28 protein-coding genes, 1 tRNA gene and 1 pseudogene are annotated in these 26,400 nt (G+C 62.8%); 17 read left to right on the top strand and 13 right to left on the bottom strand.

Going from position 1 to position 26,400, the window contains the following annotated elements; all coding sequences use genetic code 11:
* Positions 1–77: 77 nt before the first annotated feature.
* The 4 genes from CKW37_RS30425 (at position 78) to CKW37_RS30410 (ending at position 3,959) form a co-directional block, all read left to right on the top strand.
* Positions 78–1,580, top strand: coding sequence for an APC family permease (locus CKW37_RS30425; protein WP_095159805.1), 1,503 nt, complete (start codon positions 78–80; stop codon positions 1,578–1,580).
* Positions 1,540–2,127 carry a DUF3156 family protein gene (locus CKW37_RS30420; RefSeq protein WP_095159804.1) on the top strand — a complete coding sequence of 196 codons (588 nt, stop codon included), beginning with the start codon at positions 1,540–1,542 and terminating at the stop codon, positions 2,125–2,127. The genes CKW37_RS30425 and CKW37_RS30420 overlap by 41 nt, the downstream gene beginning before the upstream one ends.
* Before the next feature lie 116 nt (positions 2,128–2,243).
* Positions 2,244–3,197, top strand: a complete 954-nt coding sequence (gene feaR / locus CKW37_RS30415; protein ID WP_095159803.1) for a transcriptional regulator FeaR — start codon at positions 2,244–2,246, stop codon at positions 3,195–3,197.
* A gap of 183 nt (positions 3,198–3,380) precedes the next feature.
* Positions 3,381–3,959, top strand: a complete 579-nt coding sequence (locus tag CKW37_RS30410; RefSeq protein WP_095159802.1) for a TetR/AcrR family transcriptional regulator — start codon at positions 3,381–3,383, stop codon at positions 3,957–3,959.
* A 79-nt stretch (positions 3,960–4,038) separates the two neighbouring features.
* Here the strand turns inward: CKW37_RS30410 and CKW37_RS30405 are convergent, their stop codons facing one another.
* Positions 4,039–4,404 carry a cupin domain-containing protein gene (locus CKW37_RS30405; RefSeq protein WP_095159801.1) on the bottom strand — a complete coding sequence of 122 codons (366 nt, stop codon included), beginning with the start codon at positions 4,402–4,404 and terminating at the stop codon, positions 4,039–4,041.
* A gap of 212 nt (positions 4,405–4,616) precedes the next feature.
* Here CKW37_RS30405 and hpaR point away from each other — a divergent pair, with 212 nt between their 5' ends.
* Entirely contained in the window at positions 4,617–5,042 is a 426-nt protein-coding gene (gene hpaR / locus CKW37_RS30400; RefSeq protein WP_095159800.1) for a homoprotocatechuate degradation operon regulator HpaR, read from the top strand.
* A 34-nt stretch (positions 5,043–5,076) separates the two neighbouring features.
* Here hpaR and hpaI read toward each other — a convergent pair whose 3' ends face one another.
* The 8 genes from hpaI to CKW37_RS30360 all read right to left on the bottom strand — a co-directional run bounded on the left by hpaI (position 5,077) and on the right by CKW37_RS30360 (position 12,433).
* Positions 5,077–5,880, bottom strand: a complete 804-nt coding sequence (hpaI, locus tag CKW37_RS30395; protein ID WP_095159799.1) for a 4-hydroxy-2-oxoheptanedioate aldolase — start codon at positions 5,878–5,880, stop codon at positions 5,077–5,079.
* A gap of 13 nt (positions 5,881–5,893) precedes the next feature.
* Positions 5,894–6,697 carry a 2-oxo-hept-4-ene-1,7-dioate hydratase gene (gene hpaH, locus CKW37_RS30390; RefSeq protein WP_095159798.1) on the bottom strand — a complete coding sequence of 268 codons (804 nt, stop codon included), beginning with the start codon at positions 6,695–6,697 and terminating at the stop codon, positions 5,894–5,896.
* 11 nt (positions 6,698–6,708) lie between these two features.
* Positions 6,709–8,013, bottom strand: coding sequence for an MFS transporter (locus CKW37_RS30385; protein ID WP_095159797.1), 1,305 nt, complete (start codon positions 8,011–8,013; stop codon positions 6,709–6,711).
* 50 nt (positions 8,014–8,063) lie between these two features.
* A complete protein-coding gene (locus CKW37_RS30380) occupies positions 8,064–8,456 on the bottom strand; it encodes a 5-carboxymethyl-2-hydroxymuconate isomerase (protein WP_095159796.1) in 393 nt (130 codons plus the stop codon).
* Positions 8,457–8,473: 17 nt separating this feature from the next.
* Positions 8,474–9,331, bottom strand: a complete 858-nt coding sequence (hpaD, locus tag CKW37_RS30375; protein WP_095159795.1) for a 3,4-dihydroxyphenylacetate 2,3-dioxygenase — start codon at positions 9,329–9,331, stop codon at positions 8,474–8,476.
* A gap of 191 nt (positions 9,332–9,522) precedes the next feature.
* Complete coding sequence (hpaE, locus tag CKW37_RS30370; RefSeq protein ID WP_095159794.1) at positions 9,523–10,983, bottom strand: 5-carboxymethyl-2-hydroxymuconate semialdehyde dehydrogenase; 1,461 nt, start codon at positions 10,981–10,983, stop codon at positions 9,523–9,525.
* 5 nt (positions 10,984–10,988) lie between these two features.
* Positions 10,989–11,762, bottom strand: coding sequence for a fumarylacetoacetate hydrolase family protein (locus CKW37_RS30365; RefSeq protein WP_095159793.1), 774 nt, complete (start codon positions 11,760–11,762; stop codon positions 10,989–10,991).
* A complete protein-coding gene (locus CKW37_RS30360) occupies positions 11,762–12,433 on the bottom strand; it encodes a fumarylacetoacetate hydrolase family protein (RefSeq protein ID WP_095159792.1) in 672 nt (223 codons plus the stop codon). The genes CKW37_RS30365 and CKW37_RS30360 overlap by 1 nt, the downstream gene beginning before the upstream one ends.
* Before the next feature lie 161 nt (positions 12,434–12,594).
* Between CKW37_RS30360 and hpaA the strand changes: the two genes are divergently transcribed.
* Positions 12,595–13,497, top strand: a complete 903-nt coding sequence (hpaA, locus tag CKW37_RS30355; protein ID WP_095159791.1) for a 4-hydroxyphenylacetate catabolism regulatory protein HpaA — start codon at positions 12,595–12,597, stop codon at positions 13,495–13,497.
* Positions 13,498–13,566: 69 nt separating this feature from the next.
* Here the strand turns inward: hpaA and CKW37_RS30350 are convergent, their stop codons facing one another.
* Together CKW37_RS30350 and CKW37_RS30345 are read right to left on the bottom strand one after the other, a co-directional pair.
* Positions 13,567–14,754, bottom strand: a complete 1,188-nt coding sequence (locus CKW37_RS30350) for an LLM class flavin-dependent oxidoreductase (RefSeq protein WP_095159790.1) — start codon at positions 14,752–14,754, stop codon at positions 13,567–13,569.
* Positions 14,755–14,764: 10 nt separating this feature from the next.
* Positions 14,765–15,988, bottom strand: a complete 1,224-nt coding sequence (locus CKW37_RS30345) for a lipase family protein (protein WP_095159789.1) — start codon at positions 15,986–15,988, stop codon at positions 14,765–14,767.
* A 287-nt stretch (positions 15,989–16,275) separates the two neighbouring features.
* On the opposite strand from CKW37_RS30345, the gene CKW37_RS30340 reads away from it, so the two are divergent.
* Positions 16,276–17,349: a sigma-54-dependent Fis family transcriptional regulator gene (locus tag CKW37_RS30340; protein WP_095159788.1), complete on the top strand. Its 1,074-nt coding sequence runs from the start codon at positions 16,276–16,278 to the stop codon at positions 17,347–17,349.
* Here CKW37_RS30340 and CKW37_RS30335 read toward each other — a convergent pair whose 3' ends face one another.
* Positions 17,350–18,960, bottom strand: a complete 1,611-nt coding sequence (locus CKW37_RS30335) for an inorganic phosphate transporter (RefSeq protein WP_095159787.1) — start codon at positions 18,958–18,960, stop codon at positions 17,350–17,352. It lies immediately after the preceding gene.
* A gap of 138 nt (positions 18,961–19,098) precedes the next feature.
* Between CKW37_RS30335 and CKW37_RS30330 the strand changes: the two genes are divergently transcribed.
* From CKW37_RS30330 to CKW37_RS30280, 10 genes and pseudogenes are all read left to right on the top strand, one after another.
* Complete coding sequence (locus CKW37_RS30330) at positions 19,099–19,530, top strand: GNAT family N-acetyltransferase (protein ID WP_177454502.1); 432 nt, start codon at positions 19,099–19,101, stop codon at positions 19,528–19,530.
* A 134-nt stretch (positions 19,531–19,664) separates the two neighbouring features.
* A complete protein-coding gene (locus CKW37_RS30325; RefSeq protein ID WP_095159786.1) occupies positions 19,665–20,018 on the top strand; it encodes a helix-turn-helix domain-containing protein in 354 nt (117 codons plus the stop codon).
* A 134-nt stretch (positions 20,019–20,152) separates the two neighbouring features.
* On the top strand, positions 20,153–20,794 hold the full coding sequence (uvrY, locus tag CKW37_RS30320; protein WP_095159785.1) for a UvrY/SirA/GacA family response regulator transcription factor: 642 nt from the start codon (positions 20,153–20,155) through the stop codon (positions 20,792–20,794).
* A gap of 2 nt (positions 20,795–20,796) precedes the next feature.
* Entirely contained in the window at positions 20,797–22,620 is a 1,824-nt protein-coding gene (uvrC, locus tag CKW37_RS30315; RefSeq protein ID WP_095159784.1) for an excinuclease ABC subunit UvrC, read from the top strand.
* Positions 22,621–22,652: 32 nt separating this feature from the next.
* Positions 22,653–23,213 (top strand): CDP-diacylglycerol--glycerol-3-phosphate 3-phosphatidyltransferase, encoded by a 561-nt coding sequence (gene pgsA, locus CKW37_RS30310; protein WP_095159783.1) that lies wholly within the window; start codon positions 22,653–22,655, stop codon positions 23,211–23,213.
* Positions 23,214–23,279: 66 nt separating this feature from the next.
* Positions 23,280–23,355, top strand: a tRNA-Gly gene (locus CKW37_RS30305).
* Between the two features lie 466 nt (positions 23,356–23,821).
* Positions 23,822–24,142 (top strand): transposase, encoded by a 321-nt coding sequence (locus CKW37_RS30295; protein ID WP_095159782.1) that lies wholly within the window; start codon positions 23,822–23,824, stop codon positions 24,140–24,142.
* The gene (tnpB, locus tag CKW37_RS33385; RefSeq protein WP_159985346.1) at positions 24,139–24,474 is read left to right on the top strand and encodes an IS66 family insertion sequence element accessory protein TnpB; all 336 of its coding nucleotides are present in this window, start codon (positions 24,139–24,141) and stop codon (positions 24,472–24,474) included. Before CKW37_RS30295 ends, tnpB begins: the two co-directional genes overlap by 4 nt.
* A 63-nt stretch (positions 24,475–24,537) precedes the next feature.
* Entirely contained in the window at positions 24,538–26,073 is a 1,536-nt protein-coding gene (locus CKW37_RS30285) for an IS66 family transposase (RefSeq protein WP_095159781.1), read from the top strand.
* Between the two features lie 39 nt (positions 26,074–26,112).
* Positions 26,113–26,295 (top strand): annotated as a pseudogene (locus CKW37_RS30280) (Arm DNA-binding domain-containing protein); the annotation flags it as partial.
* Here the strand turns inward: CKW37_RS30280 and CKW37_RS30275 are convergent.
* A partial coding sequence (locus tag CKW37_RS30275) for an IS3 family transposase (RefSeq protein ID WP_135192744.1) occupies positions 26,292–26,400 on the bottom strand: 109 nt, incomplete at its 5' end. The pseudogene CKW37_RS30280 and the gene CKW37_RS30275 sit on opposite strands and share 4 nt — an antisense overlap.

Raw genomic sequence — 26,400 nt, 5'->3', positions numbered from 1 at the left:
GTCTGGGGCAAGACGTGGCATGGAGTGCGGCGCACAGTGACGCACAACCATAACAACGGCTCTTGAGGTCCTTCACCATGTCGCTCAACGACACGCTCAGCGCGCACCTGAACCGGGGCACGATCGGGTTCCCCACCGCCCTCGCCAGTACTATCGGCCTGATCATGGCCAGCCCCGTCATCCTGACCGCGACCATGGGTTTCGGCATCGGCGGCAGCGCCTTCGCCATGGCGATGCTGATCGCGGTGCTGCTGATGCTGGCGCAGTCCACCACCTTTGCCGAGGCGGCGTCGATCTTGCCGACCACCGGTTCGGTCTACGACTACATCAACTGCGGCATGGGCCGTTTCTTTGCGATCACCGGCACGCTGTCGGCGTACCTGATCGTCCACGTCTTCGCCGGCACCGCGGAAACCATCCTCGCCGGTGTGATGGCGCTGGTGAACTTCGAACACCTCAATACCCTGGCTGAATCGGCCGGTGGCTCCTGGCTGCTGGGCGTGGGCTTCGTGGTGGTGTTCGCGGTGCTCAACGCCTTTGGCGTCAGCGCCTTCGGCAAGGCGGAAATCATCCTCACCTTCGGCATGTGGACCACGTTGATGGTGTTCGGCGTGCTCGGCCTGATCGCCGCGCCGGCGGTGGAACTGGACGGCTGGTTCGGTGAGTCGATGGTCGGCACCGACCTGATTACCGTGCTGTCGCTGGTGGGCATGGCGATGTTCATGTTCGTCGGCTGCGAGTTCGTCACGCCGCTGGCCCCGGACCTGCGCCGCTCGGCGCGGACCATGCCGCGGGCGATGGCGCTGGGCCTGTTGGGCGTGGCGTCGTGCATGTTCATCTATGGCGCGGCGATGAAGCGCCAGGTGGAAAACGTGGTGCTCGATGCCGCCAGTGGCGTGCACTTGCTCGATACGCCGATGGCGATCCCGAAATTCGCCGAGCAGGTCATGGGTGACATCGGCCCGCTGTGGCTGGGTATCGGCTTCCTGTTCGCCGGCGCCGCCACCATCAACACGCTGATGGCCGGGGTGCCTCGGATCCTCTACGGCATGGCCGTGGACGGCGCGCTGCCGAAGGTCTTCACCTACCTGCACCCGCGTTTCAAGACGCCGCTGCTGTGCATCCTGGTGGCGATGCTGATCCCGTGCCTGCACGCCCTGTACCTGGGCGGCAACACCGACAACATCATGCACCTGGTGCTGGCGGCGGTGTGCGCCTGGAGTACCGCGTACCTGCTGGTGACCGTGTCGGTGGTGATCCTGCGTATCCGTCGGCCGGACCTGCCGCGCGCCTACCGCTCGCCGTTCTTCCCGCTGCCGCAAATTCTGTCCAGCGTCGGCATCATCATCGGCATGTGGTTCATCACCCCGCCGGGCATGAACCCCGCTGACGTTTATGTGCCATTCGCCTGGATGCTCGGCGGCACTGCGGCCTACGCGCTGTTCTGGACCTTGGTCGTGCAGAAGGTCAACCCGTTCAAACCGGCGGTGGTCGAAGAAGTTCTGGCCAAGGAATTCGCCAACGAACCTGGAGCACATCATGGCGACTACTACGCCGAACCTGTGGCAAAGACTGTTTGATCGCGCACCCTCGGGCTATCGCCCGGGGGTCACCCTGGAGCACCTGCGGCGCAACCTTGGCGTCAAGGGTTGCCAGGTGCTGGAAGTCGGCCGGGCGCGATTCGCCCTGGCCGGCGGCCTCGAATTCGAAGTGCACGAGCGCGCCGAAGCGCAACTGCTGATGCACCTGGTGCTCTGCGAGTTTCGTCTGCAGTGCCGTGCCAGCTCCGAGGGCACTGTCCGCCTGGAGGCGCATCATCGTGGTGCGATCCGTCGCACCGGGATCGGCTGGAAACAGAAGGGCGGCGAGGCGGGGCTGGCGGACAGGATCCGTCAGCGTCTGGAGCAGGATCCGACGTTGTACCAGGCGCTGATGCCGCTGGATTTCAAGCGCCTGCGCCTGGAGCGGGCGGAGGGCCAGTGGACGGTCATCCTGGAACACATGGGCGGTAGTGAAGTTGTTAATAGAATGCCGGCGTTTCGGCGCTATATCCGCATCAGTCCGCAGCAGCGGGACCTGTTGTTGACGGCGTTGGTCGGGATGAAAAAGCTACTCGAAGGGCTCTGATCTTCCAGTTGGCACTCAATGTGCTTTCACATACAGGCTTACAGAATTGTTGCGCGCATATAGATAACATGTTAACTATTGCGTAACAAAAACAAGATGCCACTGTGGAGGTACGTATGAGTATCCATCAGGCTACCGGCTCGGCCCTGGATCGCTGGAACGCGGCGATGCAGGCGACATGCGGGTATTTCGAAACCGAACTTGCGTTCAACCGCTCGCTGTTCATCGGCGAGATTTCCACTTGGTCGCGGGGTGGGCTGGGGATGGCCAACCTGCGCACCAATGCTGGGGTCATTCGTCGCAACGGCCTCAAGGCCGACCGTGACAACGACCAGAGCTGTTTCCTGGTCAGCCAGCGCACCGGTTTTTCCCAGGTCACGCAGAACGGCGTCAGCCTGCAACTCGCTCCCGGCGAGATGTTGCTGATGGACGCGGTCGGCGCCTGCGAGATCATGCCGTTCGGCCTGATCGAACACGCTTCGCTATCGCTCTCCCGTGATCAGGTCTGCCGGCAACTGGGCAGCGATCAGCGGATCTTCGGCAAGATCTCCCAGAGCAAGGCTTGCGGACGCATGCTGCACCTGCTGATGGACCAGCTCTGCAAGGAAACCCCGGCCGGCGAAAGCGAGCATGCCGAGGGCGAAGCGCTGCACAGCGCCTTCTTGTCGTTGCTCGGCTCGGCCATCGAGGGCAGCGACCAGGCCAGCCATCTGCCGACCTCGCTGCAGGGCGCGGACCTGCGCAGCTATGTGCAGAAGGTCATCGATGAGTCCCTCGGCCAACCCGGCCTGACGCCGGTCAGCCTGGCCAGCCGCCTGAATATTTCGGTGCGTCACCTGTACCGCCTGTTCGAAGAGCAGGGCGACAGTGTCTGCCGTTACATCCAGCGGGTGCGCCTGCAGCGCAGCGCGGACGACCTGGCCAACCCGATCCACAAGACCGAATCCATCACCACGATTGCCTACAAGTGGGGCTTCACCGATTCGGCGCACTTCAGCCGCTCGTTCAAGAAACAGTTCGAGCAGTCACCCAAGGACTTCCGCAGCAGCAGCCTCGCGGGTCCGGCGTAAGTAAAAGGACTTTCCGTTAGCGATCCCTTGACCCTGTACAGGGTTGCTTATAGGCTCGTCCGGATTGTCGACCTATCGGTCGTTAGGCTGTTTTTTGTAGCAGCCTGACGACCCTTGTTCCCTGACAAGCGCCTGCAAACCCGGAATGCACTATTGATTGCTTGTTGATTGGAGAAGCGTTGCATGAGAACCCTTTCGCCTTCGGCGGAGAAGATTTGCGTGGTGGCGGTCGAGCAGTTCGCCGAGTCTGGCTATGACGCGGCGTCGCTCAACGACATCGCCGTGGCGGTGGGCATGCGCAAGCCGTCGTTGTACGCCCACTTCAGCAGCAAGGACGACCTGTTCGAAGCGGTGTTTGAGCGCGCGCTGGAAGCAGAACGGATTTATGTGGAGGGCTGCTTCGCCGCCGACCGTGGCCTGCCCGGTGCGCTATATGCAGAACGTCTGGCGGAGCGTTATCAGGAGTCGGCGCACTTGCGCTTTCTGCTGCGGGCGGCGTTCTTTCCGCCGGCGGAACTGCGACCGATGATTTCGGCGGGCTTCGAAGGCTATCTGGCGCGGATGGGTGAATTCTTCGGCAAGGCGCTGCAACGGCAGTTGCCGAAGCTGGATGAGGAGCGGCGGGCGTTGTTCGTCGATGCCTACCTTGGGGTGGTGGACAGCCTGATCGTCGAGCTGATCTATGCCGGACAGGCGGCGTATGAGCGGCGATTGAAGGCGATGTGGACGATTTTTGCGGGGTCGTTGCAGGTGGCGATGTAGGGCCTCGGCAACTCATCGCCGGCAAGCCGGCTCCCATAGTGCTCATGACCTTGGGAGCCCGCGGGCCAGCGATGACTGTTCAGGCTACCGCGAAGTAATGCTTCACGAAGCTCTCGCTCAGAATCTCCCACAGTACCGGCGTGCCCTTGGTCACGAACCAGCTGTCACCAGCCTTGTACTCGGTGACCTGGCCGGTGCTTTCGTCGGTCAGGCGCACGGCGCCGGTCACGACCACGGCCTGTTCGTTGAACGGGTAGACCATGCGGAACTTGCCTTGGGTGGTGCCGAAATAGGCGCTGCTGATGGCGTCGGTCGGTGCGCCGAAGGTCATTTTGCCGAAGGCGCGTACTTCGCCTTCGAGGATTTCCGAACCCAGGTCGGCAACGGTGCCCCAGGCGTCCAGCTCGCTCAATTGGATGTTCAGTTGGTTGGCGGTCAGGGTCATGGCAGTTGTTCCTTGAACAATGGAAGAAAAGGGTGCTGCGGCGGCCGTGTGTCGGGCGCGTTATGTCGCTCATTAACGCTTCTGGCCGCGGCAATGTCTTGATCGTCTGTGCCGACCCATTTGATCTACGGTGCCAGGTGCGGTGCGGCACTGTTGTGCGGCATGGTTTTTGTTAAAGTGTTAACAAAATAACCTGAGCACCCTGAATTTTCATGTCCAGCCGTCCTCGTCAGTCCCTGACACTGACCCTGCTGCAAGCCCGCGAAGCCGCCATGCGCTTCTTCCGACCTTCCCTTAATGAACACGGCCTGACCGAGCAGCAGTGGCGGGTGATCCGCATATTGCGCCAGCAGGGTGAAATGGAGATTTATCGTCTGGCCGACCTGGCCTGCATTCTCAAACCGAGCATGACCGGGGTGCTGGTGCGCATGGAAGCGGCCGGCCTGGTGAACCGCCGCCGCGCCGAAACCGACCAGCGCCGGGTGCTGGTGGAACTGGCGGAGAAGGGCGAGGAGATATTCGGCTCGATGAGCCAGTGCATGGAGGCCAGCTACCAGCGGTTGCAGGGGCAGTTTGGTGAGGAGAAGTTGCAGCAGTTGTTGGGGTTGCTGGATGAGTTGAAGCAGGTTCGGCGGTAGCTGGCTTTGGGGCCGCAAAGCGGCCCCAAAAAAACTAGTAAACGCCGCCGGAATTGGGCTGTGCCACCTGCCCATCCTTGAACTTCGCCGCCAACCCCTGCAACCCGCGCATCAGCACGGTGGTATCCACACCCACCGCAACGAATTTCGCGCCCAGTTCGATATAGCGCCGCGCGAGCTTCTCATCCGCGCTGAGAATCCCCGCCGCCTTGCCGGCCTTGTTGATCCGCGCGATGGCGTCTTCGATCGCCGCCTGCACGTCGGGATGCCCCGGGTTGCCACGATGGCCCATCGACGCGCTCAGGTCCGCCGGGCCGATGAACACGCCGTCGACACCGTCCACCGCGGCGATCTCGTCCAGGTTGGCCAGGCCTTCCTGGTTTTCGATCTGCACCAGCAGGCACATCTGCGCATCGGCGTGATCAAGGTAGCCGGGGATGCTGTTCCAGCGCGAAGCCCGCGCCAGGGCGCTGCCGACGCCACGCACACCCTGCGGCGGGTAGTGGATGGCGCGTACAAGCTGGCGGGCCTGCTCGGCGCTTTCCACCATCGGCACCAGCAGCGTCTGCGCGCCGATGTCGAGGACCTGCTTGATCAGCGCGGTATCGCCGATCACCGGGCGGATGATCGCCTCGCTGGCGTAAGGCGCCACGGCCTGCAACTGCGCGAGCATGCCGCGCAGGTCATTCGGCGCGTGTTCGCCGTCGATCAGCAGCCAGTCGAAGCCGGCGTTGGCCGCCAGCTCCGCGCAGTAGGCATCGGCCAGGCCGAGCCACAGGCCGATCTGCGCCGAGCCCTCGCTCAGGCGTTGTTTGAAGCGGTTGACGGGCATGTCCATGGGGCGCTCCTGATCAGACGAAACGGCAGGCGATAGAGCCGAGCATGTCGTAGTCGACGTGGAAGGTGTCGCCCGGGCGCGCGGCCACCGGACGGGTGAACGAGCCGCCGAGGATGATCTGCCCGGCTTCCAGGGTGACGTCGTACGGCGCCAGTTTGTTGGCCAGCCACGCCACGCCCTTGGCCGGGTGGTTGAGCACTGCGGCGGAGACGCCGGACTCCTCGATCACGCCGTTGCGGTAGAGCACCGCCGGCACCTTGCGCAGGTCGATATCGGTCGGCCGCACCGGCCGGCCGCCCATCACCACGCCGGCGTTGGCGGCGTTGTCCGAGATGGTGTCGAAGACCTTGCGGGTGACCTGGGTCTGCGGGTCGACCTGGTGGATGCGCGCGTCGATGATTTCCAGCGCCGGGATCACCCACTCGGTGGCGTCGAGCACGTCGAACACGGTGACGTTCGGGCCTTTCAGCGGCTTGCCGAGGATGAACGCCAGCTCCACTTCCACCCGCGGCACGATGAAGCGTTCGAACGGAATGTCGCTGCCTTCTTCGAACAGCATGTCGTCGAGCAGCGCGCCGTAGTCCGGCTCGGTGATGTTCGACGACACCTGCATGGCGCGGGAGGTCAGGCCGATCTTGTGACCGACCAGCTTGCGCCCGTCCTTGATCTTCTGCGCGACCCAGGCGCGCTGGATGGCGTAGGCGTCCTCGATGGTGATGCCGGGGTGCTCCAGGGAGAACTGGCGCACCTGTTCGCGGTTGCGTTCGGCCCGGTCCAGTTGGGCCGCGGCGCTGAGGATCTGGCTGTGGTCGAGCATGATCGAATCTCTTACTGAGGGTTGACGGTGGCGGCGTTGGTGCGCAGCACCAGCAAGCCGCCGAGTGTGATGAAAACGGCCAGCACGTACAGGGCGAGGCTGGCGCTGTGGGTGGTGTCGCGCATCCAGCCGATCAGGTAAGGGGCGGAGAACGAGGCGATGCTGCCCAGGGAACTGATCAGGCCGATGCCCGCCGCCTGGGTGGTGTTGGACAGGAAGGCCGGCGGCAGTTGCCAGAACATCGGCAGTGCGGCGCTGGCGCCCATGCCGGCGATGATCAGGCCTCCCATCACCAGGATGGCGTTGTCCGGCGCAATACCGGCCACGGCGATCCCGAAGGCGGACATCAGCAGCGGCACGCAGAGGTGCCAGCGGCGCTCGCGGCGGCGGTCCGAGGAGCGGCCGCAGGCGATCATGAAGAAGCAACCCGCCAGGTACGGCACGGCGCTGAGCAGGCCGACGCGGCCGTCGCTGCCGATGCCGGCGCCGTGGATCAGGGTCGGCATCCAGAAGGCCAGGGTGTTCACCGCCAGCATTACCGCGCAATACACCGCGACCAGCAGCCAGACCCGCACATCGCTGAAAAGCCCGCCGAAGGAGGTGATCGACTTGCGTTGTTCTTCCTGGTTGAGCTCTTCGCGCAGGCCGCGTTTCTGCTCGTCGCTCAGCCAGCTGACGCTGTTGAAGTTGTCCGGCAGGCACTTGAGCACTACCAGACCGAGCAGGATGACGGGAGCGCCTTCAAGCAGGAACATCCACTGCCAGCCGCGCAGGCCGGCCGCGTCATGGAACAGTTCGAGGATGCCGCCGGACAGCGGGCCGCCGACCACGCCGGCCATGGGCACGGCGATGGCGAACAGCGCGGTGATCTGCGCGCGGCGACGGGCCGGGTACCAACGGTTGAGGTAGACCAGAATGCCCGGGAAGAAGCCCGCCTCGGCCACGCCCAGGAGGAAGCGCAGCACATAGAAACCGGTGGAGGTTTCCACCAGCAGCATGCTGGTGGACAGGGCGCCCCAGACCACCATCAGCGTGGCGATCCAGCGACGCGGGCCGACACGGTCCAGGGCCATATTGCTCGGCACGCCGAACATTGCGTAGGCGATGAAGAACAGGCCGGCGCCGAAGCCATACACCGTGTCGCTGAAGTGCAGGTCGGTGCTCATCTGCATCTTGGCGAAGCCGATGTTGATGCGGTCCAGGTGGGCGAACAGGTAACACACCAGCAGCAACGGCATCAGCCGCCAGGTGATGGTGGAGTGGGTCGAGTCTTGACGCCCGAGTGCTACGGTATCTGCGGTATTGGCTGTGCTCATGATTTTTTCTTTTTTGTCAGAGTGGCCGTGGGTGTTACAGGCGGGAGGGTTCAGCCCGCCTGGTTGTTGAGAAACGCGTGGACGTTGTTCTGCTTGAAGTTCAGTTGCGGGTGCAGCTCGATCATTTCGAACGACAGCGCCAGCAAGCGCTCGGCCTGCAGCGCGGCGAAGTGTTCGGTGATGACCGCGAACAGTTGCTCGGCGACCTGGGTACGGGTTTCCAGGTCGCGGCCGTGGCCGACTTTCAGGGTCATGTGGACGAAGGCGTAGTCGTGCTTGCCGTCGGCCATGCGCCAGGTGTCCAGGCGCACCGCGCGGCTGCGGATGCCGCCGAGCGGAAACACGCCGCTGGCGCCGAGGGTGGCGTGGACTTTTTCGAACAGGCCCGGCAGGTCGGCCTGCTGTTCGATGTTGTCGGTGATTTCAGCGATGAAGTGCGGCATGGGAACTCCTTGGGAAATCAGACCGGGAAGATCGCGTTGATCTGACCGGTGCCGGAGCTGCCGAAGGCTTCGGTCAGCACTTCCACCGGCTTGTCGTAGTCGGCGCCGCCGAGCAGGCCGAGCAGCATCGCGGTGTCGTGCATGCCGCCTTCGCCGTAGCAGTGCGCGGCGTAGTCGGGGAGCATCGCGCAGAACTCTTTGAAGCGACCTTGCTTCCACAGCTCCACCACGCGCATGTCGACTTGCTTGTCGAATTCGCGGGTCCAGTTATGGATGTTGGCTTCGGCGTTGCGGTCGTCGGAGAAGCGGTGGGACAGCGAGCCGGAGGCCAGCACCAGCACCTTGCGGTCGCTCTTCTCGATGGCGCGGCGGACCGCGGCGCCGAACGCCAGGCTGTCTTCCAGGCGGTGCCATGCGCACCAGGCGGCGATGGAAACGACCTTCAGGCGCTCGCTTTCCGGCACGCCCATGTGCATGTAGCGCATCGGCACCAGGGTGCCGTATTCCAGCTCCAGGCTCGCGATGTTGTGGGCCTGGGTACGCACGCCGGCGGCGTTGGCCTCGGCGGCGATCAACTCGCCCAGCTCGGGGCAGCCGGGGTATTCGAATTCCATGTCCTTGATGAAATGCGGCAGCTCGTTGCTGGTGTAGACACCCTTGAAGTGCTCGCCGCAGTTGATGTGGTACGCGCTGTTGACCAGCCAGTGCACATCGAACACCACCGCGGTGTCGGCGCCCAGTTCGCGGGCCCGGCGACCGATTTCCTTGTGCCCGGCGATGGCCGCTTCACGGCAGCCGTGGTGCTTGCCCGGCAGTTCGGACAGGTACATCGAGGGGACGTGGCAGACTTTGGCTGCCAGGACGACTTCGCCCATGATGGAACTCCTGATTCTGTTGTTCTTCTTTTGTTCTCGCACGGGAATCCCCTGTAGGAGCGAGCTTGTCGGAGCGCCGAACCGTCGCGAAGGGCTGCGCAGCAGCCCCAAACCGGTGTTACCAGGATTTGCGACCGCTTCGCGGTCGTTCGCGAGCAAGCTCGCTCCTACAGGAGGGGAGTTGCTAGCCCTTACACACCCCAGCGCGGAATGTGGTGGCTGCCCATCGAGATGCACACGTTCTTGATTTCGGCGAACACTTCGAAGCTGTACTGACCGCCTTCGCGACCGGTGCCCGAGCCCTTCACGCCGCCGAATGGCTGGCGCAGGTCGCGGACGTTCTGGCTGTTGATGAACACCATGCCGGCTTCGATGCCGCGGGCCAGGCGGTGGGCCTTGCCGATGTCCTGGGTCCAGATGTACGAGGCCAGGCCGTATTCGGTGTCGTTGGCCAGTTGCAGCGCTTCGGCTTCGTCCTTGAACGGGATCAGGCAGACCACCGGGCCGAAGATTTCTTCCTGGGCGATGCGCATCTTGTTGTTCACGTCAGCGAACACGGTCGGCTGGATGAACTGACCTTTGGCCAGGTGCGCCGGCAGGTTGGCCGGACGCTCCAGGCCACCGGCGAGCAGGGTGGCGCCTTCCTCGATGCCGATGCGGATGTAGCCGGTCACCTTGTCGTAGTGGGCCTGGGTGATCATCGAGCCGACCTGGGTTTTCGGATCGGTCGGGTCCCCGACGATCAGGCGCTTGGCGCGGGCGGCGAACTCGGCGACGAACTGCGGGTACACGCTTTCCTGGATGAAGATCCGGCTGCCGGCGGTGCAGCGTTCGCCGTTCAGCGAGAAGATGGTGAACAGCGCGGCGTCCAGCGCACGTTCCAGATCGGCATCTTCGAAAATCAGCACCGGCGACTTGCCGCCCAGTTCCATGGAGTACTTTTTCAGGCCGGCGGTCTGCATGATTTTCTTGCCGGTGGCGGTGCCGCCGGTGAAGGAAATCGCACGCACGTCCGGGTGACGGACCAGCGCGTCGCCGGCGGTGGCGCCGTAGCCCTGGATCACGTTCAGCACGCCGTTGGGGATGCCGGCTTCAACGGCCAGGCGACCCAGTTCGTTGGCGGTCAGCGGCGACAGTTCGCTCATCTTCAGTACCGCGGTGTTGCCCAGTGCCAGGCACGGCGCGGTCTTCCAGGTGGCGGTCATGAACGGCACGTTCCACGGCGACACCAGGCCACACACACCCACCGGCTGGTACAGGGTGTAGTTGAGCATCTGGTCGTCGACCGGGTAGGTGTGGCCGTCCATGCGGGTGCAGACTTCGGCGAAGAAATCGAAGTTGTGCGAGGCACGCGGGATCAGCACGTTCTTGGTCTGGTGGATCGGCAGGCCGGTATCGAGGGTTTCCAGCTCGGCCAGTTTCGGCACGTTCTGCTCGATCAGCTCGCCCAGCTTGCGCATCAGGCGGGCACGTTCCTTGGCCGGGGTGTTGGCCCATTTCGGGAAGGCTTCTTTCGCCGCGGCAACGGCCTGGGCGACTTCCTCGGCACCGCCGCTGGCGACTTCGCCGATGGCTTCGCCGGTGGCCGGGTTGTAGTTGACGAAGGTGTCTTTGCTTTCGACCTCACGGCCGTTGATCCAGTGCTTGATCATGCTGCTCACGCCTCTTTGTTGTACTGAGCGAAGAACTCGGCTTCGCTGACGATTCGGTTGACCAGACGGCCCACGCCTTCCACTTCCACCACCACTTCATCGCCCGGCACCACGTCGGCCAGGCCTTCCGGCGTGCCGGTGGCGATCATGTCGCCCGGTTGCAGGGTCATGAAGCTGGACAGGTATTCGATCAGGTAAGGGATGTCGAAGATCATGTCCGCGGTGGTGCCTTCCTGTTTCAGCTCACCGTTGATCCAGGTGCGCAGGGTCAGCTTCGACGGGTCCGGCACGTCGGCCACATCGACGATCCACGGACCGACCGGGGTCGTGGCGTCGCGGTTCTTCACCCGCAGGTTGGGGCGGTAGTAGTTCTCGAGGTAATCGCGGATGGCGTAGTCGTTGCACACGGTGTAGCCGGCCAGGTACTCCAGGGCGTCCTCGCGCTTGACGTTGCGCGCCGGCTTGCCGATCACGGCCACCAGTTCGCACTCGTAGTGCATGTACTTGATGTTGTCCGGGCGCCAGGTGATCTGGTTGTGGCCGGTGTAGGTGCCCGGCGATTTGACGAACGCCAGCGGCTCGGTCGGCGGCGCGAAGGCCAGCTCGGCGGCGTGGTCGGCGTAGTTCAGGCCCAGGGCGAACATGTTGCCGTTGGCGGGCGGCAGCCACTCGACCTGGTCTTCGGCGATCAGTCGGCCATCGGCCAGGCGCACGGCGTTGTCGGCTTCGACGGTGACCGCGTGGACATCGCCCTGGAAACGGATACGAGCGTGTTTCATCAGTGCGACTCCTCCTCGGCAACGATGGGGTTGGCCAGGCGGCCCAGTCCGGTGATTTCGATTTCGACGTGGTCGCCCGGCTTGACGTCGGCGCGGCCTTCAGGGGTGCCGGTGATCAGCACGTCGCCTTCATGCAGGGTCATGAACTCGGTGATTTCCGCGATCAATTGCGGAATGCCGCGCACCAGGTTGGCGGTGCTGTTCTGCTGGCGGACTTCGCCGTTGATGAACAGGCGGATATCCAGGCTGTGCGGGTCGGCGATCTGCTCAACGGGCACCAGTTCCGGGCCGATCACACAGAAGCCGTCGCGGCATTTGGCCTTGACCGCGGGGCGGTAGTAGCTCTCTTCCGGCAGGCTGAACTCGTTGACGATGGTGAAACCGGCAACGTGCTCCAGCGCCTGCTCGGCGCTGACGCGGCTGGCGCGCTTGCCGATAACCACGCCCAGTGCCGGGCCGGCCTGCAGGTGTTCGACGCCCTTTGGATAAACCACCGGCTGGCCGTGGCCATTACGGGTGTTGGGGGTCTTGATGAACAGCACCGGCTTGACCGGTGGCTTCTGGTACGGCGCCTGTTCGAATTCGGCGAGACGCTGTTCCAGCAGCCCCTTGTAGTTCAGCGCAACGCCGAACAGGGTGCCGGTGGCAGCGTCATGCAGGGCACGGCTCATGCTCTTCTCCTGACAAGGGCAGGGCATCGGGTGCCCCGCGGGGGATAATTGTTAATGTGTTAACGTTATAATTAAGATGTTAATGAAATGCAAGCTGCCGTTTCATCCGTGCGGCGTTAAGCTGCGCGCAGAACAACACGCGGTACGACGGGTACAGAGCCATGAGCGATCGCACGCCGATCCCCAACATCAACATCGGTCAGGTCTACGACCAGCGCTACAGCGATTCGGAAGTGCACTACGACAAGCTCGGCAATCTGGCCGGCTTCTTCGGTCGCAACATGCCGGTGCACCGCCACGACCGTTTTTTCCAGGTGCACTACGTCAAGTCGGGCACGGTGCGGGTCTATCTGGATGACCGGCAGTACGTCGAATCCGGGCCGATGTTCTTCCTCACGCCGCCGACCATTCCGCATTCATTCGTCACCGAGCCGGACGCCGACGGCCACGTGCTGACCGTGCGCCAGCAGCTTGTCTGGCAGTTACTGGAAGCCGACCCGGGGCTCGCGCCGGGACCGCAAGTGGCGCCGGCGTGCGTGGCATTGACGGGGCTGGAAGGTAATTTCGCGGCTGAGGCGCAGCGGCTCGAACGGCTGTTCGAGTTGCTGCATGGCGAAGTGAATGGCGACGAAGCAGGTCGCGGCGCGGCGCTGCACAGCCTGACGCGGCTGATCATGATCAGCCTGTTGCGCCTGTGTGCCCGCTCACTGCCGGCACGCTCCACGCGGCATGAGGACTTGCTGATTTTCCATCGCTTCAACGAGCTGATCGAAGCGCATTACCTGGAGCACTGGCCGCTGTCGCGTTATGCCGAGGGGATTGGCGTGACCGAGGCGCGGCTCAACGACATCTGCCGACGCATCGCCGACCTGCCGTCCAAGCGACTGGTCCTGGAGCGGCTGATGCAGGAAGCCAAGCGACTGCTGTTGTTCACCGGTAGCTCGGCGAACGAGATCTGCTACAGCCTGGGGTTCAAGGACCCGGCGTATTTCAGCCGGTTTTTCCTGCGGTATGCGCAGGTGACGCCGGGGGAGTATCGGCAGCGGCAGGGCGGGTTACGTTGAGGTGATGGTGTTGCTGATGGCCTCATCGTCGCAGTTTGGCGATGAGGCCGGACAAGTCAGACAGATTTCTCAGCCAGCCACCTTCAACTCAGGCACCGCCACCCGCCGCAGTTTTTCCCGCTCCCCGCGGAAGTGCGGAAGAATGTGTTCCCCCAACCGATACGCCTCTTCCAGATGCGGATACCCCGCCAGGAAGAACACATCGATCCCCAGTTCGTTGTACTCGCGAATCCGCGCCACCACGTTTTCGTAGCTGCCCACCAGCGCCAGCCCCGGCGGAATGCCGATGTAGCCGAACCCCGCCCAGACATTGGGGTAAATGAAGAAGTCATCGAACTGACGGCTTTCCTCGCGGCTGCCGTATTCCTCTTCATAACTCAGCTTGCGCGCGCTACGCAGCCCGGCGTGCGCGGCGGCGGCCTTGATGGTGTTCTTGGCCACGCCTTCATCGAAGAAGCGCTTGGCTTCGACATGCGCCAGTTTTTCGGTCTCGCGGGTAATGACATCGATGGACAAACCGAAGCGGATATCACTGCGCCCGTACTTCAAGGCCCGCGCGCGGATATCGGCGATCAGCTTGCGAATCTCGTCCGGATGCTCGGCGCGCATCAGGTAGAAATCCGCGTGCTTGGCGGCGAACTCGCGGCCGGCGTTCGATGAGCCGGCGGTGCAGATCAGCGGCAACTCGGCTTTTTTCTGCGGGCCGCGCAGGCCGCCGCCCTGGGCTTTGTAGAAGTGGCCGTCATAGTGGAAGTTTTCCGAATGCCAGTAGCCCTTGACCACATCCATGAACTCGGTGGCGCGGGCGTAGCGCTCGTCGTGGTCGCTGAAGTCGCCGACCTGGCGCTGCACCGTGTCGGAGCCACCGTTGATGATGTTCCAGATCAGCCGGTTGCCGGTGGCGCGCTGGTAGGTGGCGGCCTGTTGCGCGGCCACCCACGGCGTGTAGTGGTACGGCTGGAACGCCGCGACGTAACTCAACGTGCGGGTTTCCCGGGCCAGCAGCGAGCACACCGTCCACGGCTCTTCGCCGTAGGGCGCGTTGACCATCAGCACGCCGCCGAAGTTGTTGATCTCGGCGGCCCTGGCGATCTGCCCGAGGTAATCGATGTAGGTGAAGTGGTCGCCGACACTGAAACCGGACACCGCGCCGGTGCTGTCGCCGCCGGCATGCCAGTCGCCGCGGTTGCGCGGGTCGCCGGGGAGGAACTGGGTTTCGCCGTGAAGGGGCAGGCGGGTGAAGAATTCGATACTCATGGCGAAGTCCTTATTGCACGGTGGGGTTGCAGACGGGCGCAACAGGCTGGCCGCTGAACACCTTGCGGGCGAACGGCAGCGAGTCCTTGAGCGAGGCGTTCACCGTCTCGCTGTGGCCCAGGCCCTTGTACAGATGGCCCTCGACCACCGAACCGGCCTTGCAGGCGTCCTGCATCAGCGCCACCTGGGTGGAGGCGGCGGGCGTCTTGTCCTCGGCACCGGTGCCGATGAAGATCGGCTGCGCCAGTTTCAGCGTCGGGTAGCTGACCTGCGCCTGCCAGGCTTTCAGTTGTGCGCCGTCGTTGACCTTGCGGCTGTTGGCCGGAGTCAGGCCGGTGCCGATGACGTCCGAGACCAGCGACGACAGGCAACTGGTGCGCGCCTGTTCGAACAGCGGCAGGGCCTTGTCGGTGTAGAAGTCACGCGGGTTGATGTCCGGGTTGTACTGCTGCGCCGCGAGCAGGGTGTAGAAGCCGTAGGCGAGGGCGGCGTCGACCTTGTTCGGGTCCTGCTCGCCGACGTTCTTCTCGCCGACGGTGTAGATCACGCCGGTGCCGACGCTGCCTTTCAGGCCCAGGTCGGGGGCGTAGGTCGGCGCGTAGGCGGCCGAGGCGAAGGCGCCGGCGCCACCCTGGGACTGGCCGAGCACCAGCACCTTGTTGGCGAGCCCCGGCACGCCGCCGATCACCGCCCGCGCTGCGTCGAGGATGCCGTAGGCGGCCATGCGGTTGTTCAGCAGCGGATGGCCGCCGGGTACGCCGAGGCCCTGATAGTCGGTGGCGACGATGGCGTAGCCCTCGCTCAGCCAGCGCGCCAGGTACTGCACGTCACGGTAGGAACGCCCGGCCCAGGACGGCGCGCAGATATCCGCCACGCCAACGGTGCCGTGGCCCCAGGTGACCACCGGCCAGCCGCCTTCCGGCGCCTTGCCCTGGGGAATGAACAGCGCGCCGGACACCGCGACCGGGGTCTTGCCGTCGATGCCGTCGGTGGAGCTGTAAAGAATGCGCAGTTGCTTCGCCGAGCCGGGCAGGGCGAGGGTGTTTTCCAGTGGCTCGCTGCGCAGCAGCTTGCCCGGTGTCGCCGGAATGGCCTTTTCCCAGGTGTAGAACGCCGAGACACGGCCATCGCCTTGCTGCGGGTCGGGTTTTGGTGCGTAGGTGTCGGCGGCGAAGGCGCTGAGGGAGAGGGTCAGCAGACTCAGCCCGAAGGCCAGCTTGTGCGGGAGTTTCATGAAGGGTCCTTGAAGAAAAGGCAGTCCCCAGCCTTAGAGCGAAACCCATGCCAATTGTCTGGAAATAGCCTGTAAGCCACGGATTGCGGGGCTTTCAGAAGAAATACGGAAGCGCCACTGTTGCCTGGCGTGCTGGCCGTTGAGCAACGGGTGTTGCCCGGTTGCTGCTGGGGCAGCAGTTTGATGTGTTAGCTGTTTTTGGAATATTCAAATGCAAATTAATAATTATTTGTTCTAATTTGTTTCGTGCACTATGAAGGCGCGCCACCCATGCCAGGAATGCCTTTATGTCGCTGCTTACCCATCCCAACGCTCGCGAGCTGACCAAATCCGTTCGCGCCACCGTACTGGTGTTCAAGGACCCTCGGTCCCAGGAACTGCTCAGCCGCATCGAGCGCCTGGCGCCCAGCGAAGCCAACACGCTGATCATCGGCGAGACCGGTACCGGCAAGGAGCTGGTGGCGCGCCATATTCATCAATTGAGCCGACGCGGTCGCGAGCCGTTCGTCGCGGTCAACTGCGGGGCCTTCGCCGAAAGCCTGGTGGAGAGCGAACTGTTCGGCCACGAGAAGGGCGCCTTCACCGGCGCCACCAACGCCAAGGCCGGCTGGTTCGAGGCGGCCAACGGCGGCACTTTGTTCCTCGATGAGATCGGCGATCTGCCGCTGAACATGCAGGTCAAGTTACTGCGGGTGCTGCAGGAGCGCGAAGTGGTGCGCCTCGGCTCGCGCACGCCGGTCCCGATCAACGTGCGGCTGGTGGCGGCGACCAACGTCAACCTCGCCGACGCGGTGGTGGCGGGGAATTTCCGTGAAGACCTGTTCTACCGCCTGCACGTCGCGACCATCCGCCTGCCGCCACTGCGCGAGCGGCCCGGCGATATCCTGCCGCTGGCCGAATTCTTCGTCGAAGAACACTGCCAGCGCCTCGGCTACAGCCGCGCCAGCCTGAGCCCGGAAAGCGAACGCAAGCTGCTGGCGCACAGTTGGCCGGGCAACATCCGCGAGCTGGAAAACGCTATTCACCACGCCTTGCTGGTCTGCCGTCAGCAGGTGGTGCAACCGGGCGACCTGCACCTGGTGGACATGCGTCCGATGGGTGTGCGCGTCGAGGAGCATGCCTTGCCGCTGCGCCTGCCGGCTGCACCGCCGGATCTGGAAGCGGCGTTGACCGCGCTGTTCGAACAGAACATTCCGGAGCTCTACGAGCACATCGAAGAAACCGTGTTCCGCACCGCCTACCGGTTCTGCCACGGCAACCAGTTGCAGACCGGACGGCTGCTGAACATCAGCCGCAATATCGTCCGGGCACGCCTGGAGAAAATCGGCGAATTGCGCCGCAGCGACGCGGCGCAGATCTGATCAGATCAGGCGGGTCAGCAGCCAGTACAGGCTGCCCGACAGCAGGATCGAGATCGGCAGGGTCAGCACCCAGGCCATCGCCAGGTTGAGGATGGTCCGGCCCTGCAGGCCCGAACCGTTGGCCACCATGCAGCCGGCGACCCCCGACGACAACACGTGGGTGGTCGAGACCGGCAGGCCGAAATGGTCCGCCGCGCCAATGGTGCACATCGCCACCAACTCGGCGGAGGCTCCCTGGGCGTAGGTCAGATGGGTCTTGCCGATCTTCTCGCCCACCGTCACCACGATACGTTTCCAGCCGACCATGGTGCCCAGCCCGAGGGCAATGGCCACGGCCACCTTGACCCACAGCGGAATGAAGCGGGTGGCGTCGTCCACTTGCTTCTGGAACAGGTGCACGGTGCGCCGGGTATCGGGATCGACATCCAGCAGCTTGTGCTTGTCCATCAGGCGGATCGCTTCGCTGGTCAGGTACATGTCGTTGCGCACGTTGCCCATGGCCTCGGCCGGAATGCCGGCCAGCGAACCGTAGCTGCCCACCTGGCGGCCGATGGTGCCGGCAAGTTCGGCCAGCGCGGGGATCAGTTCCGGGCTCGGAGCGGGGCTGCGGATGAACGCGGTCAAGGTCTGTCGCGCATCGGCGGGCGCCGCTTGCCTGGCATGGCTGGCCAGCGCCACGCTAGTGGTCTCGGCCATCGCCACGAACTGCTGCGATTGCTCCTCCGGCATGGTGCGGTTCAGCGCGTAGGCCATCGGCAGGGTGCCGACCAGGATCAGCATGATCAGGCCCATGCCTTTCTGCCCGTCATTCGAACCGTGGGCAAAGGACACCCCGGTGCAGGTGACGATCAGCAGGCCGCGAATCCACCACGGCGGTGGCGTGTTGCCCACTGGCGCCTGGTACAGCGCCTTGTGCTTGACCAGCTTGCGCAAGGCCAGCAACAACAGCGCGGCGCAGGCGAAACCGATCAGCGGCGAAAACAGCAGCGAATAGCCGACCTTGCTGGCTTGGGTCCAGTCGACGCCACTGGTGCCGTCGCGACCGTGCATCAGCGCATTCGCCACGCCGACGCCGATGATCGATCCGATCAGGGTGTGGGACGAAGACGCCGGCAAACCCAGCCACCAGGTGCTCAGGTTCCAGATGATCGCCGCCAGCAGCAGGGCGAAAACCATGGCAAAGCCGGCCGAGGAGCCGACCTGCAGGATCAGCTCAACCGGCAGCAGGGCGATGATGCCGAACGCCACGGCGCCGCTGGAAAACAGCACGCCGAGGAAATTCCAGCAGCCCGACCAGACCACCGCGAAGCGCGCCGGCAGCGAGTGGGTATAGATCACCGTGGCGACGGCGTTGGCGGTGTCGTGAAAGCCGTTGACGAACTCGAAGCCCAGGGCGATCAACAACGCCAGGCCGAGCAGCAGGAACGGGGTCCAGGTGGTGATCACCGTGCCGCTGGCATCGATGTCGCGAAACAGGCTCCAGGCGGTGTAGAGCAGGGCGCCGATCAACAGGCTGAAGAACAGGACGGTAGGGGTACGGCTCGAACGCGTCTTGAGAGGGGATGCAACGTGCGCGTCCACGGGGGGGATAGCGCTGGTCTGGGTCGTCATGAGAGGGTCCGGAGTGGAATTTCAGGCTCATGCCTGGCACAAAGCCAGCATACAATTGCCTTCAGCAGCCACCCTGACGGGGATCAACGAAACCCCATGGGCAATCGCTAAGCTCAGCGGCAACCAGAAGGACGCCCCGTGAATCTTCACCTCACTCCCGCCAGCGCGGAACACCTGCCTTTCGCCCGTGACCTGACCCGGCGCGGGATGCTGCGCTACTACTGCCAGTACAATCTGTTGTGGCTGGATGAGGCATTCGACCAGGCCTGGAACTGGCGTGAGCAATGGCGGGTGATGGACGGCGAGGTGTTGGTGGGTTTTTGCAGCCTGAGCCAGGACGGCAAGGCGCTGTATATCCGCGAATTGCATATAGTCGAGTCGGCGCGGGGCCAAGGTATTGGCGCTTGGGTGTTGCGGGAACTTGACGCCTGGGCTGCGCAGCGGCGGTTGCGGTGGCTGCGCTTGACCGTGTTCAAGAGCAATCCGGCCCGCCACCTCTATCTGCGCGAAGGCTTTGTAGAGCAGGGCGAGGACGAATGTTTCGTGCGTATGCAACTAACGTCGCATTGACCCGCATCGAAAGGGGCAGGGCGTCTTGTGCTGCAAATCGCATCCCGTGCATAGTTCAAGATTGTTGACGGCGCAGCGGATGTGCCGGGTTTTCTACCCTTTAGTGGGTGTATTGCAAAGGAATATGTATTCAAATGAAGGGAATAGGATTACGTCTCAGGGCAGAGCGCGAGCGGTTGGGTCTCACCCAGCGAGCTTTCGGTGACATCGGTGGCGTGGAGCCCAACGCTCAAGGCAAGTATGAAAGCGGCGAACGTACGCCGCGGGCTGATTACCTGGCCGCAGTGGCGGCCAACGGCGTCGATGCCCTCTATGTACTGAGTGGGGTGCCGACCCCGGCCGTGCTGGACAATCTGCGTCCCGGCGAGAATCACCTGTTGGACTGCTACCGGCGGCTACAGCCCGCGGATCAGCAGGCTGTAAGACATTTGCTTGAGAGTCTGGCAGGAACAATTCCAAAGCCTGTAGGCAAAGTGGTATCTGCCTGATCAGACAAGTGGCGTTTTCGTAGTCGAATTTATGTAATTTGACGTCATATTTGTGACGCATTCTGTTAGGTCCACCACGCAATTTTTTGATAAGGTGGCGGGATCCAATTCAGACCGTAAGGCGAGGTGTCTGCTTGATTAGGGTTCTGGTGGTCGATGATCACGATCTGGTTCGTACCGGTATTACCCGCATGCTGGCCGACATCGACGGTCTGCAGGTAGTGGGCGAGGCCGATTCCGGTGAAACGGCGCTGAAGGTCACCCGCGAGCTCAAGCCCGATGTGGTCCTGATGGACGTGAAAATGCCCGGTATCGGCGGCCTTGAAGCGACCCGCAAACTGTTGCGCAGCCACCCTGACATCAAGGTGGTTGCAGTGACCGTCTGCGAGGAAGATCCGTTTCCCACGCGCCTGTTGCAGGCCGGTGCCGCTGGCTATCTGACCAAGGGCGCCGGTCTCGACGAAATGGTCCAGGCCATTCGTCTGGTTTTCGCCGGCCAGCGCTACATCAGTCCGCAGATCGCCCAGCAACTGGCGCTCAAATCCTTCGAGCCCAAGAACGCCTCGCCGTTCGACAGCCTGTCGGAACGGGAGATCCAGATCGCACTGATGATCGTTGGTTGTCAGAAGGTCCAGATCATTTCCGACAAGCTGTGCTTGTCGCCGAAAACCGTGAACACGTACCGTTACCGGATATTCGAGAAACTTTCGGTCACCAGCGATGTGGAACTCACCTTGCTGGCCGTCCGCCACGGCATGGTTGACGCCAACCTCTGAACATGACCCCCGCGTTTGATCCAAGTGCTTTTCTAGCGACCTGCAGCGGCCGTCCGGGTGTCTACCGGATGTTCGACGCGGACGGCCGCCTGCTTTATGTCGGCAAGGCCAAGAACCTCAAGAAGCGCCTGGCCAGCTACTTTCGCAAGACCGGCCTGGCGCCGAAGACGGCGGCGTTGGTTGGTCATATCGCTCAGGTCGAGACCACCATCGTCGCCAGCGAAACCGAGGCCCTGCTGCTTGAGCAGAACCTCATCAAGGAATGGCGCCCGCCCTACAACATCCTGCTGCGCGACGATAAGTCCTATCCCTATGTGTTCCTGTCTGACGGCGCTTTCCCACGGCTGGGCATCCACCGTGGCGCCAAGAAACAGAAGGGCCGGTACTTCGGGCCTTATCCCAGCGCTGGGGCGATCCGCGAAAGCCTGAGCCTGCTGCAGAAAGCGTTTCATGTTCGTCAGTGCGAGGACAGCTACTACGCCAACCGCACCCGGCCTTGCCTGCAATATCAGATCAAGCGTTGCAAGGCGCCTTGCGTCGGTTTTGTCGAGCCAGAAGAGTATGCCGAGGACATACGTCACTCGGTGATGTTCCTCGAGGGGCGAAGCCATCAACTGACCAACGAACTCAATGCCGACATGGAAAAGGCCGCGATGAGCCTGGAGTTCGAAAAGGCCGCCGAACTGCGCGACCAGATCGCCCTGCTGCGGCGGGTCCAGGACCAGCAGAGCATGGAGGGCGGCAGTGGCGACGTGGACGTAGTGGCGGCCTTCGTCAACCCAGGCGGCGCCTGTGTCCACCTGATCAGCGTGCGTGGCGGGCGAGTGCTGGGCAGTAAGAATTTCTTTCCCCAGGTGGGCATCGAGGAGGAGGTGGCCGAAGTCATGTCGGCCTTCCTCGCCCAGTACTACCTGGGCAACGCCGAGCGCGAGCTGCCGGCGGAATTGATCGTCAACGTGGTGCACGAAGACTTCGATGCGCTGCGCTCGGCGCTGGAAACCCTGCGCGGTCGCGAGCTGGCCATCAGCCACCGGGTTCGCGGAACCCGCGCCCGCTGGCAGCAACTGGCCGTGACCAACGCCGAGCAGGCATTGGGTGCGCGCCTGGCCAACCGTCAACATATGGCGTCGCGCTTCGAGGCGCTGGCTGAGGTGCTGGGCTTGCCGGAAGTGCCGCAGCGCCTGGAGTGCTACGACATCAGTCACTCCAGCGGCGAAGCCACCGTGGCGTCCTGCGTGGTGTTCGGCCCGGAAGGACCGCTGAAGTCCGACTACCGTCGCTACAACATCGAAGGCGTGACTGCTGGCGATGATTACGCCGCCATGCAGCAGGCCCTGACCCGGCGCTTCGGTCGGATCAAGGATGGCGAAGGCAAACTGCCGGACGTCTTGCTGGTGGACGGCGGCAAGGGCCAGTTGAACATGGCCCGCGATGTCATGCAGGCGCTGGCCGTGCCGGACCTGACCCTGCTCGGCGTGGCCAAGGGCGTGACCCGCAAGGCCGGTTTCGAGACGCTGTACCTCAACGACGTCCAGCACGAATTCACCCTGCGCGGCGACTCGCCGGCGCTGCACCTGATCCAGCAGATTCGCGATGAAGCCCACCGCTTCGCCATCACCGGCCACCGTGCCCGGCGTGGCAAGGCGCGGCGTACCTCGAGTCTGGAAGATGTGGCGGGCGTCGGGCCAAAACGCCGTCGCGACCTGCTCAAACACTTCGGTGGCTTGCAGGAATTATCCCGCGCCAGCGCGAAAGAAATCGCCAAGGCACCGGGAATCAGCAAAAAGCTCGCCGAGTCGATTTATGACAGCCTGCATAGCGAGTAGAATGCCCGCTCACCTCGCAGCCAGTTGTCCCGATGAATATTCCGAATCTGCTTACCGTTCTTCGTGTCCTGCTCATCCCGATCTTCATTCTGCTGTTCTACGTGCCGTACCACTGGAGCTATGTAGCTGCCAGTAGCGTATTCGCCATTGCCGCCGCCACTGACTGGCTCGACGGCTACCTGGCCAGGCGCCTGGAGCAGAGCACGCCGTTCGGGGCCTTCCTCGATCCGGTGGCCGATAAGCTGATGGTCGCGGTGGCGCTGGTGCTGCTGGTGCAGGTTCACGCCAACTTGTGGCTGACCTTGCCGGCGGCGGTGATCATCGGTCGTGAGATCGTCGTTTCCGCGTTGCGCGAATGGATGGCCGAGATCGGGGCGAGGGCGCATGTCGCGGTGTCGAATCTGGGCAAATGGAAGACCGCGGCGCAGATGCTGGCGCTGGTCATCTTGCTGGCCAACCCGGCGACGCTCAGCACCTGGGTGGTTCTGGGTTATGCCTTGTTGATTATCGCCGCGGGCCTGACCCTCTGGTCGATGGTGCAGTACCTGCGGGCCGCCTGGCCGCACCTGCGGGAAGGTTCAGAAAAAAAATAAAACTTTTTTGAATCAAGGGGTTGACGAAATATTTCAAAACTATAAAATGGCCACCATCAAGACGACGCGGGAATAGCTCAGTTGGTAGAGCACGACCTTGCCAAGGTCGGGGTCGCGAGTTCGAGTCTCGTTTCCCGCTCCAAACATGGCGCTACAGGATTCAATAGAGTGCTGTAGCCAAGAAAAAAGGACCTTCGGGTCCTTTTTTCGTTTCTGCCGAAACCGCTGAAAACCACCAGTATCCGCGCATTTTAAGTACACGATTAAGTACACGAATTCAGTGCCTGATCCGGTGGGATGCTGAAGCGGATTGACGCTGGAGCTGCTTGGGCAATGTGACAAGCATCTGGTTCCTGACCCCGCTCAGGAGCTTGTTATGGCACTTTCTGATATGGCCGTCCGGCATGCCCGGGTCACCGGCACCACTTACTCCCTCACTGACGCCGATGGGCTGTCCCTCTACGTCTCTTCAGGCGGCAGCAAGATCTGGCATTTCCGCTACTACTGGGTAAGCGTCCGGCCAAGTCACCTTCCGAACTCCAGCATTAAGGGCGATGGTGTCCGCGTATTTTTAAGCGGACGCGATCACCCTTATTGCCAGGATTTCCATGCGCCAACGAAGCTCTTATCCGAAACCATTCAAAGCCCAGGTCGTTCAGGAATGCCTGCAACCTGGCGCAACTGTGTCCAGTGTCGCCATCAGCCACGGCATTAATGCCAACGTCATCCGCAAATGGATGCCGTTCTTTCGAGACCCGCCCGCAGCAGCTTCACTACCGGCATTCGTCCCGCTAAAAGCCGCACCTAAACGGCCAGCCGAAACGTCAGTGATCATCGAGTTGCCCATGGCTGGGCAAGTGATCACGGTGAAATGGCCAACCTCAGATCCCGAGGGCTGCGCACAATTTATCCGGGCTGTTGTTCAATGATCCGCATCGATGCGATCTGGCTGGCCACCGACCCCATGGACATGCGCGCCGGCACCGAGACGGCATTAGCCCGGGTGATCGCGGTGTTCGGTGCGGCGAAGCCGCACTGCGCTTACTTGTTCGCCAATCGCCGGGCTAACCGAATGAAAGTGTTGGTGCACGACGGCGTGGGAGTCTGGCTTGCCGCGCGACGACTGAATCAAGGCAAGTTCCACTGGCCTGGCATTCGCCATGGCTGCGAGGTCGAACTCGACAGCGAACAACTCCAGGCCTTGGTGCTGGGCCTGCCATGGCAGCGCGTCGGTGCAGGCGGTGTGATCCGCCTGCTGTAAACGCCGGCCATTTGGCCGGTCTACTTGTCGTTGCCCCGTGCCTGCTCTGGCACAATCGGCGGCATGACTTCCTCGCCCAACCTCGACCAGATGACCCCGGAACAGCTTCGTGCCTTGGCGGCACAGGCGTTGCAGTTGCAGTCCCAGGTCGAGGCGATGAGCAGAAAGATCCAGAACGATCAAATCGTCATTGAGCAGCTCACTTACGAAATTGCCCTGCTCAAACGGCACAAGTTTGCCAAGCGCAGCGAGCAAATCAGTCCAGCGCAAAGCAGCTTGCTGGATGACCTGCTCGACACAGACCTTGAAGCTATCGAGGCCGAGCTAAAACAGCTCCTCCCAGCAGCGCCACAGGCCGAACTACGGCAGTCACCCAAACGTGCGCCATTACCGCCGCAGTTTCCACGTAAGGTGATTCGTCATGAACCAGAAAGCACCCAGTGTGCCTGTGGCTGCCAACTTCAACGCATCGGTGAAGACGTTAGCGAGAAGCTGGATTACACGCCGGGCGTGTTTACCGTCGAGCAACATGTGCGTGGCAAATGGGCCTGCCGTCAGTGCGAAACACTAATCCAGGCGCCGGTACCGGCGCAGGTTATAGACAAAGGTATCCCGACCGCAGGCTTGCTGGCTCACGTGATGGTGGCCAAATTTGCCGATCACCTGCCGCTGTATCGGCAGGAGAAAATCTTTGGCCGCGCCGGGCTGGCAATCGCTCGCTCGACCTTGGCCCAGTGGGTCGGGCAAGCCGGCGTGCGACTCCACCCGCTGGTCGATGCGTTGCGTGAAGCAGTGCTGAGCCAGGGCGTGATCCACGCCGATGAAACACCCGTGCAAATGCTTGCGCCGGGCGAGAAGAAAACCCACCGGGCCTACGTCTGGGCCTACAGCACTACGCCGTTTTCGGCGCTCAAAGCGGTGGTTTACGACTTCAGCCCAAGCCGTGCTGGCGAGCACGCACGCAACTTCCTGGGTGATTGGAAGGGCAAGCTGGTCTGCGACGACTTCGCTGGATACAAGGCCGGTTTTGAGCAAGGCATCACTGAAATCGGCTGTATGACTCACGCTCGTCGCAAGTTTTTCGATCTGCACGTGGCGAACAAAAGTCAGCTGGCCGAACAAGCGCTGCACTCGATTGGCGGGTTGTACGAGGTCGAACGCCAAGCGCGGGACATGAGTGATGAAGATCGTTGGCGAATACGTCAGGAAATGGCGGTACCGATCATCAAAACACTGCATGACTGGATGTTGGCCCAGCGTGACTTGGTGCCCAACGGATCAGCCACAGCTAAAGCCCTCGATTACAGCCTGAAACGCTGGGTAGCGCTGACGCGCTACCTGGACGATGGGGCTGTGCCCATCGACAACAACCAAGTCGAGAATCAGATACGACGATGGGCACTTGGTCGCTCGAACTGGTTGTTTGCCGGGTCGCTGCGCAGTGGCAAACGGGCGGCTGCAATCATGAGCCTGATCCAATCGGCACGCATGAATGGGCATGATCCGTATGCCTATCTCAAGGATGTGCTGACACGGCTGCCGACACAGCGGGCCAGTGAGATCGGGCAATTGCTGCCGCATCAGTGGGTGCCGGCCTGACTCACGCAAGGTGAGTTCGCCGGGCGCTTACACTACTGGTTTGGCAGGCAGCAACGCATGTCTCTGGGTAGCTATCCGCAGGTCGGCCTCAAGGAGGCGCGCGCCAGCCGGGATGAAGCGCGTGCGCTGGTTGCGGAAGGCATCAATCCCTGCGGCCAGCGCAAGGAGCAGAAGCGTGCGGCCCAGGTAATGGCTGACTATGAATCGCCCCTGGTTTCCTAGACACTCTCCAAGCTCAGGAAATAGCGTTTCTCATACTCTACTGGAGACAGCTGCATAGCACTGCTGTGTCGGCGTTTAGGGTTATAGAACATCTCGATGTAATCG

It is taken from the genome of Pseudomonas sp. Irchel 3E13 (assembly GCF_900187455.1).
Classification (GTDB): domain Bacteria; phylum Pseudomonadota; class Gammaproteobacteria; order Pseudomonadales; family Pseudomonadaceae; genus Aquipseudomonas.
This window is presented reverse-complemented; position numbering and strand designations above follow the sequence as displayed.

What these genes read in the sequence shown, in the direction of transcription:
- CKW37_RS30425 (WP_095159805.1), top strand. Translation starts at nt 78, where the DNA reads ATGTCGCTCAACGACACGCTCAGCGCGCACCTGAACCGGGGCACGATC.
- CKW37_RS30420 (WP_095159804.1), top strand. Translation starts at nt 1,540, where the DNA reads ATGGCGACTACTACGCCGAACCTGTGGCAAAGACTGTTTGATCGCGCA.
- feaR (WP_095159803.1), top strand. Translation starts at nt 2,244, where the DNA reads ATGAGTATCCATCAGGCTACCGGCTCGGCCCTGGATCGCTGGAACGCG.
- CKW37_RS30410 (WP_095159802.1), top strand. Translation starts at nt 3,381, where the DNA reads ATGAGAACCCTTTCGCCTTCGGCGGAGAAGATTTGCGTGGTGGCGGTC.
- CKW37_RS30405 (WP_095159801.1), bottom strand. Translation starts at nt 4,404, where the DNA reads ATGACCCTGACCGCCAACCAACTGAACATCCAATTGAGCGAGCTGGAC.
- hpaR (WP_095159800.1), top strand. Translation starts at nt 4,617, where the DNA reads ATGTCCAGCCGTCCTCGTCAGTCCCTGACACTGACCCTGCTGCAAGCC.
- hpaI (WP_095159799.1), bottom strand. Translation starts at nt 5,880, where the DNA reads ATGGACATGCCCGTCAACCGCTTCAAACAACGCCTGAGCGAGGGCTCG.
- hpaH (WP_095159798.1), bottom strand. Translation starts at nt 6,697, where the DNA reads ATGCTCGACCACAGCCAGATCCTCAGCGCCGCGGCCCAACTGGACCGG.
- CKW37_RS30385 (WP_095159797.1), bottom strand. Translation starts at nt 8,013, where the DNA reads ATGAGCACAGCCAATACCGCAGATACCGTAGCACTCGGGCGTCAAGAC.
- CKW37_RS30380 (WP_095159796.1), bottom strand. Translation starts at nt 8,456, where the DNA reads ATGCCGCACTTCATCGCTGAAATCACCGACAACATCGAACAGCAGGCC.
- hpaD (WP_095159795.1), bottom strand. Translation starts at nt 9,331, where the DNA reads ATGGGCGAAGTCGTCCTGGCAGCCAAAGTCTGCCACGTCCCCTCGATG.
- hpaE (WP_095159794.1), bottom strand. Translation starts at nt 10,983, where the DNA reads ATGATCAAGCACTGGATCAACGGCCGTGAGGTCGAAAGCAAAGACACC.
- CKW37_RS30365 (WP_095159793.1), bottom strand. Translation starts at nt 11,762, where the DNA reads ATGAAACACGCTCGTATCCGTTTCCAGGGCGATGTCCACGCGGTCACC.
- CKW37_RS30360 (WP_095159792.1), bottom strand. Translation starts at nt 12,433, where the DNA reads ATGAGCCGTGCCCTGCATGACGCTGCCACCGGCACCCTGTTCGGCGTT.
- hpaA (WP_095159791.1), top strand. Translation starts at nt 12,595, where the DNA reads ATGAGCGATCGCACGCCGATCCCCAACATCAACATCGGTCAGGTCTAC.
- CKW37_RS30350 (WP_095159790.1), bottom strand. Translation starts at nt 14,754, where the DNA reads ATGAGTATCGAATTCTTCACCCGCCTGCCCCTTCACGGCGAAACCCAG.
- CKW37_RS30345 (WP_095159789.1), bottom strand. Translation starts at nt 15,988, where the DNA reads ATGAAACTCCCGCACAAGCTGGCCTTCGGGCTGAGTCTGCTGACCCTC.
- CKW37_RS30340 (WP_095159788.1), top strand. Translation starts at nt 16,276, where the DNA reads ATGTCGCTGCTTACCCATCCCAACGCTCGCGAGCTGACCAAATCCGTT.
- CKW37_RS30335 (WP_095159787.1), bottom strand. Translation starts at nt 18,960, where the DNA reads ATGACGACCCAGACCAGCGCTATCCCCCCCGTGGACGCGCACGTTGCA.
- CKW37_RS30325 (WP_095159786.1), top strand. Translation starts at nt 19,665, where the DNA reads ATGAAGGGAATAGGATTACGTCTCAGGGCAGAGCGCGAGCGGTTGGGT.
- uvrC (WP_095159784.1), top strand. Translation starts at nt 20,797, where the DNA reads ATGACCCCCGCGTTTGATCCAAGTGCTTTTCTAGCGACCTGCAGCGGC.
- pgsA (WP_095159783.1), top strand. Translation starts at nt 22,653, where the DNA reads ATGAATATTCCGAATCTGCTTACCGTTCTTCGTGTCCTGCTCATCCCG.
- CKW37_RS30295 (WP_095159782.1), top strand. Translation starts at nt 23,822, where the DNA reads ATGCGCCAACGAAGCTCTTATCCGAAACCATTCAAAGCCCAGGTCGTT.
- tnpB (WP_159985346.1), top strand. Translation starts at nt 24,139, where the DNA reads ATGATCCGCATCGATGCGATCTGGCTGGCCACCGACCCCATGGACATG.
- CKW37_RS30285 (WP_095159781.1), top strand. Translation starts at nt 24,538, where the DNA reads ATGACTTCCTCGCCCAACCTCGACCAGATGACCCCGGAACAGCTTCGT.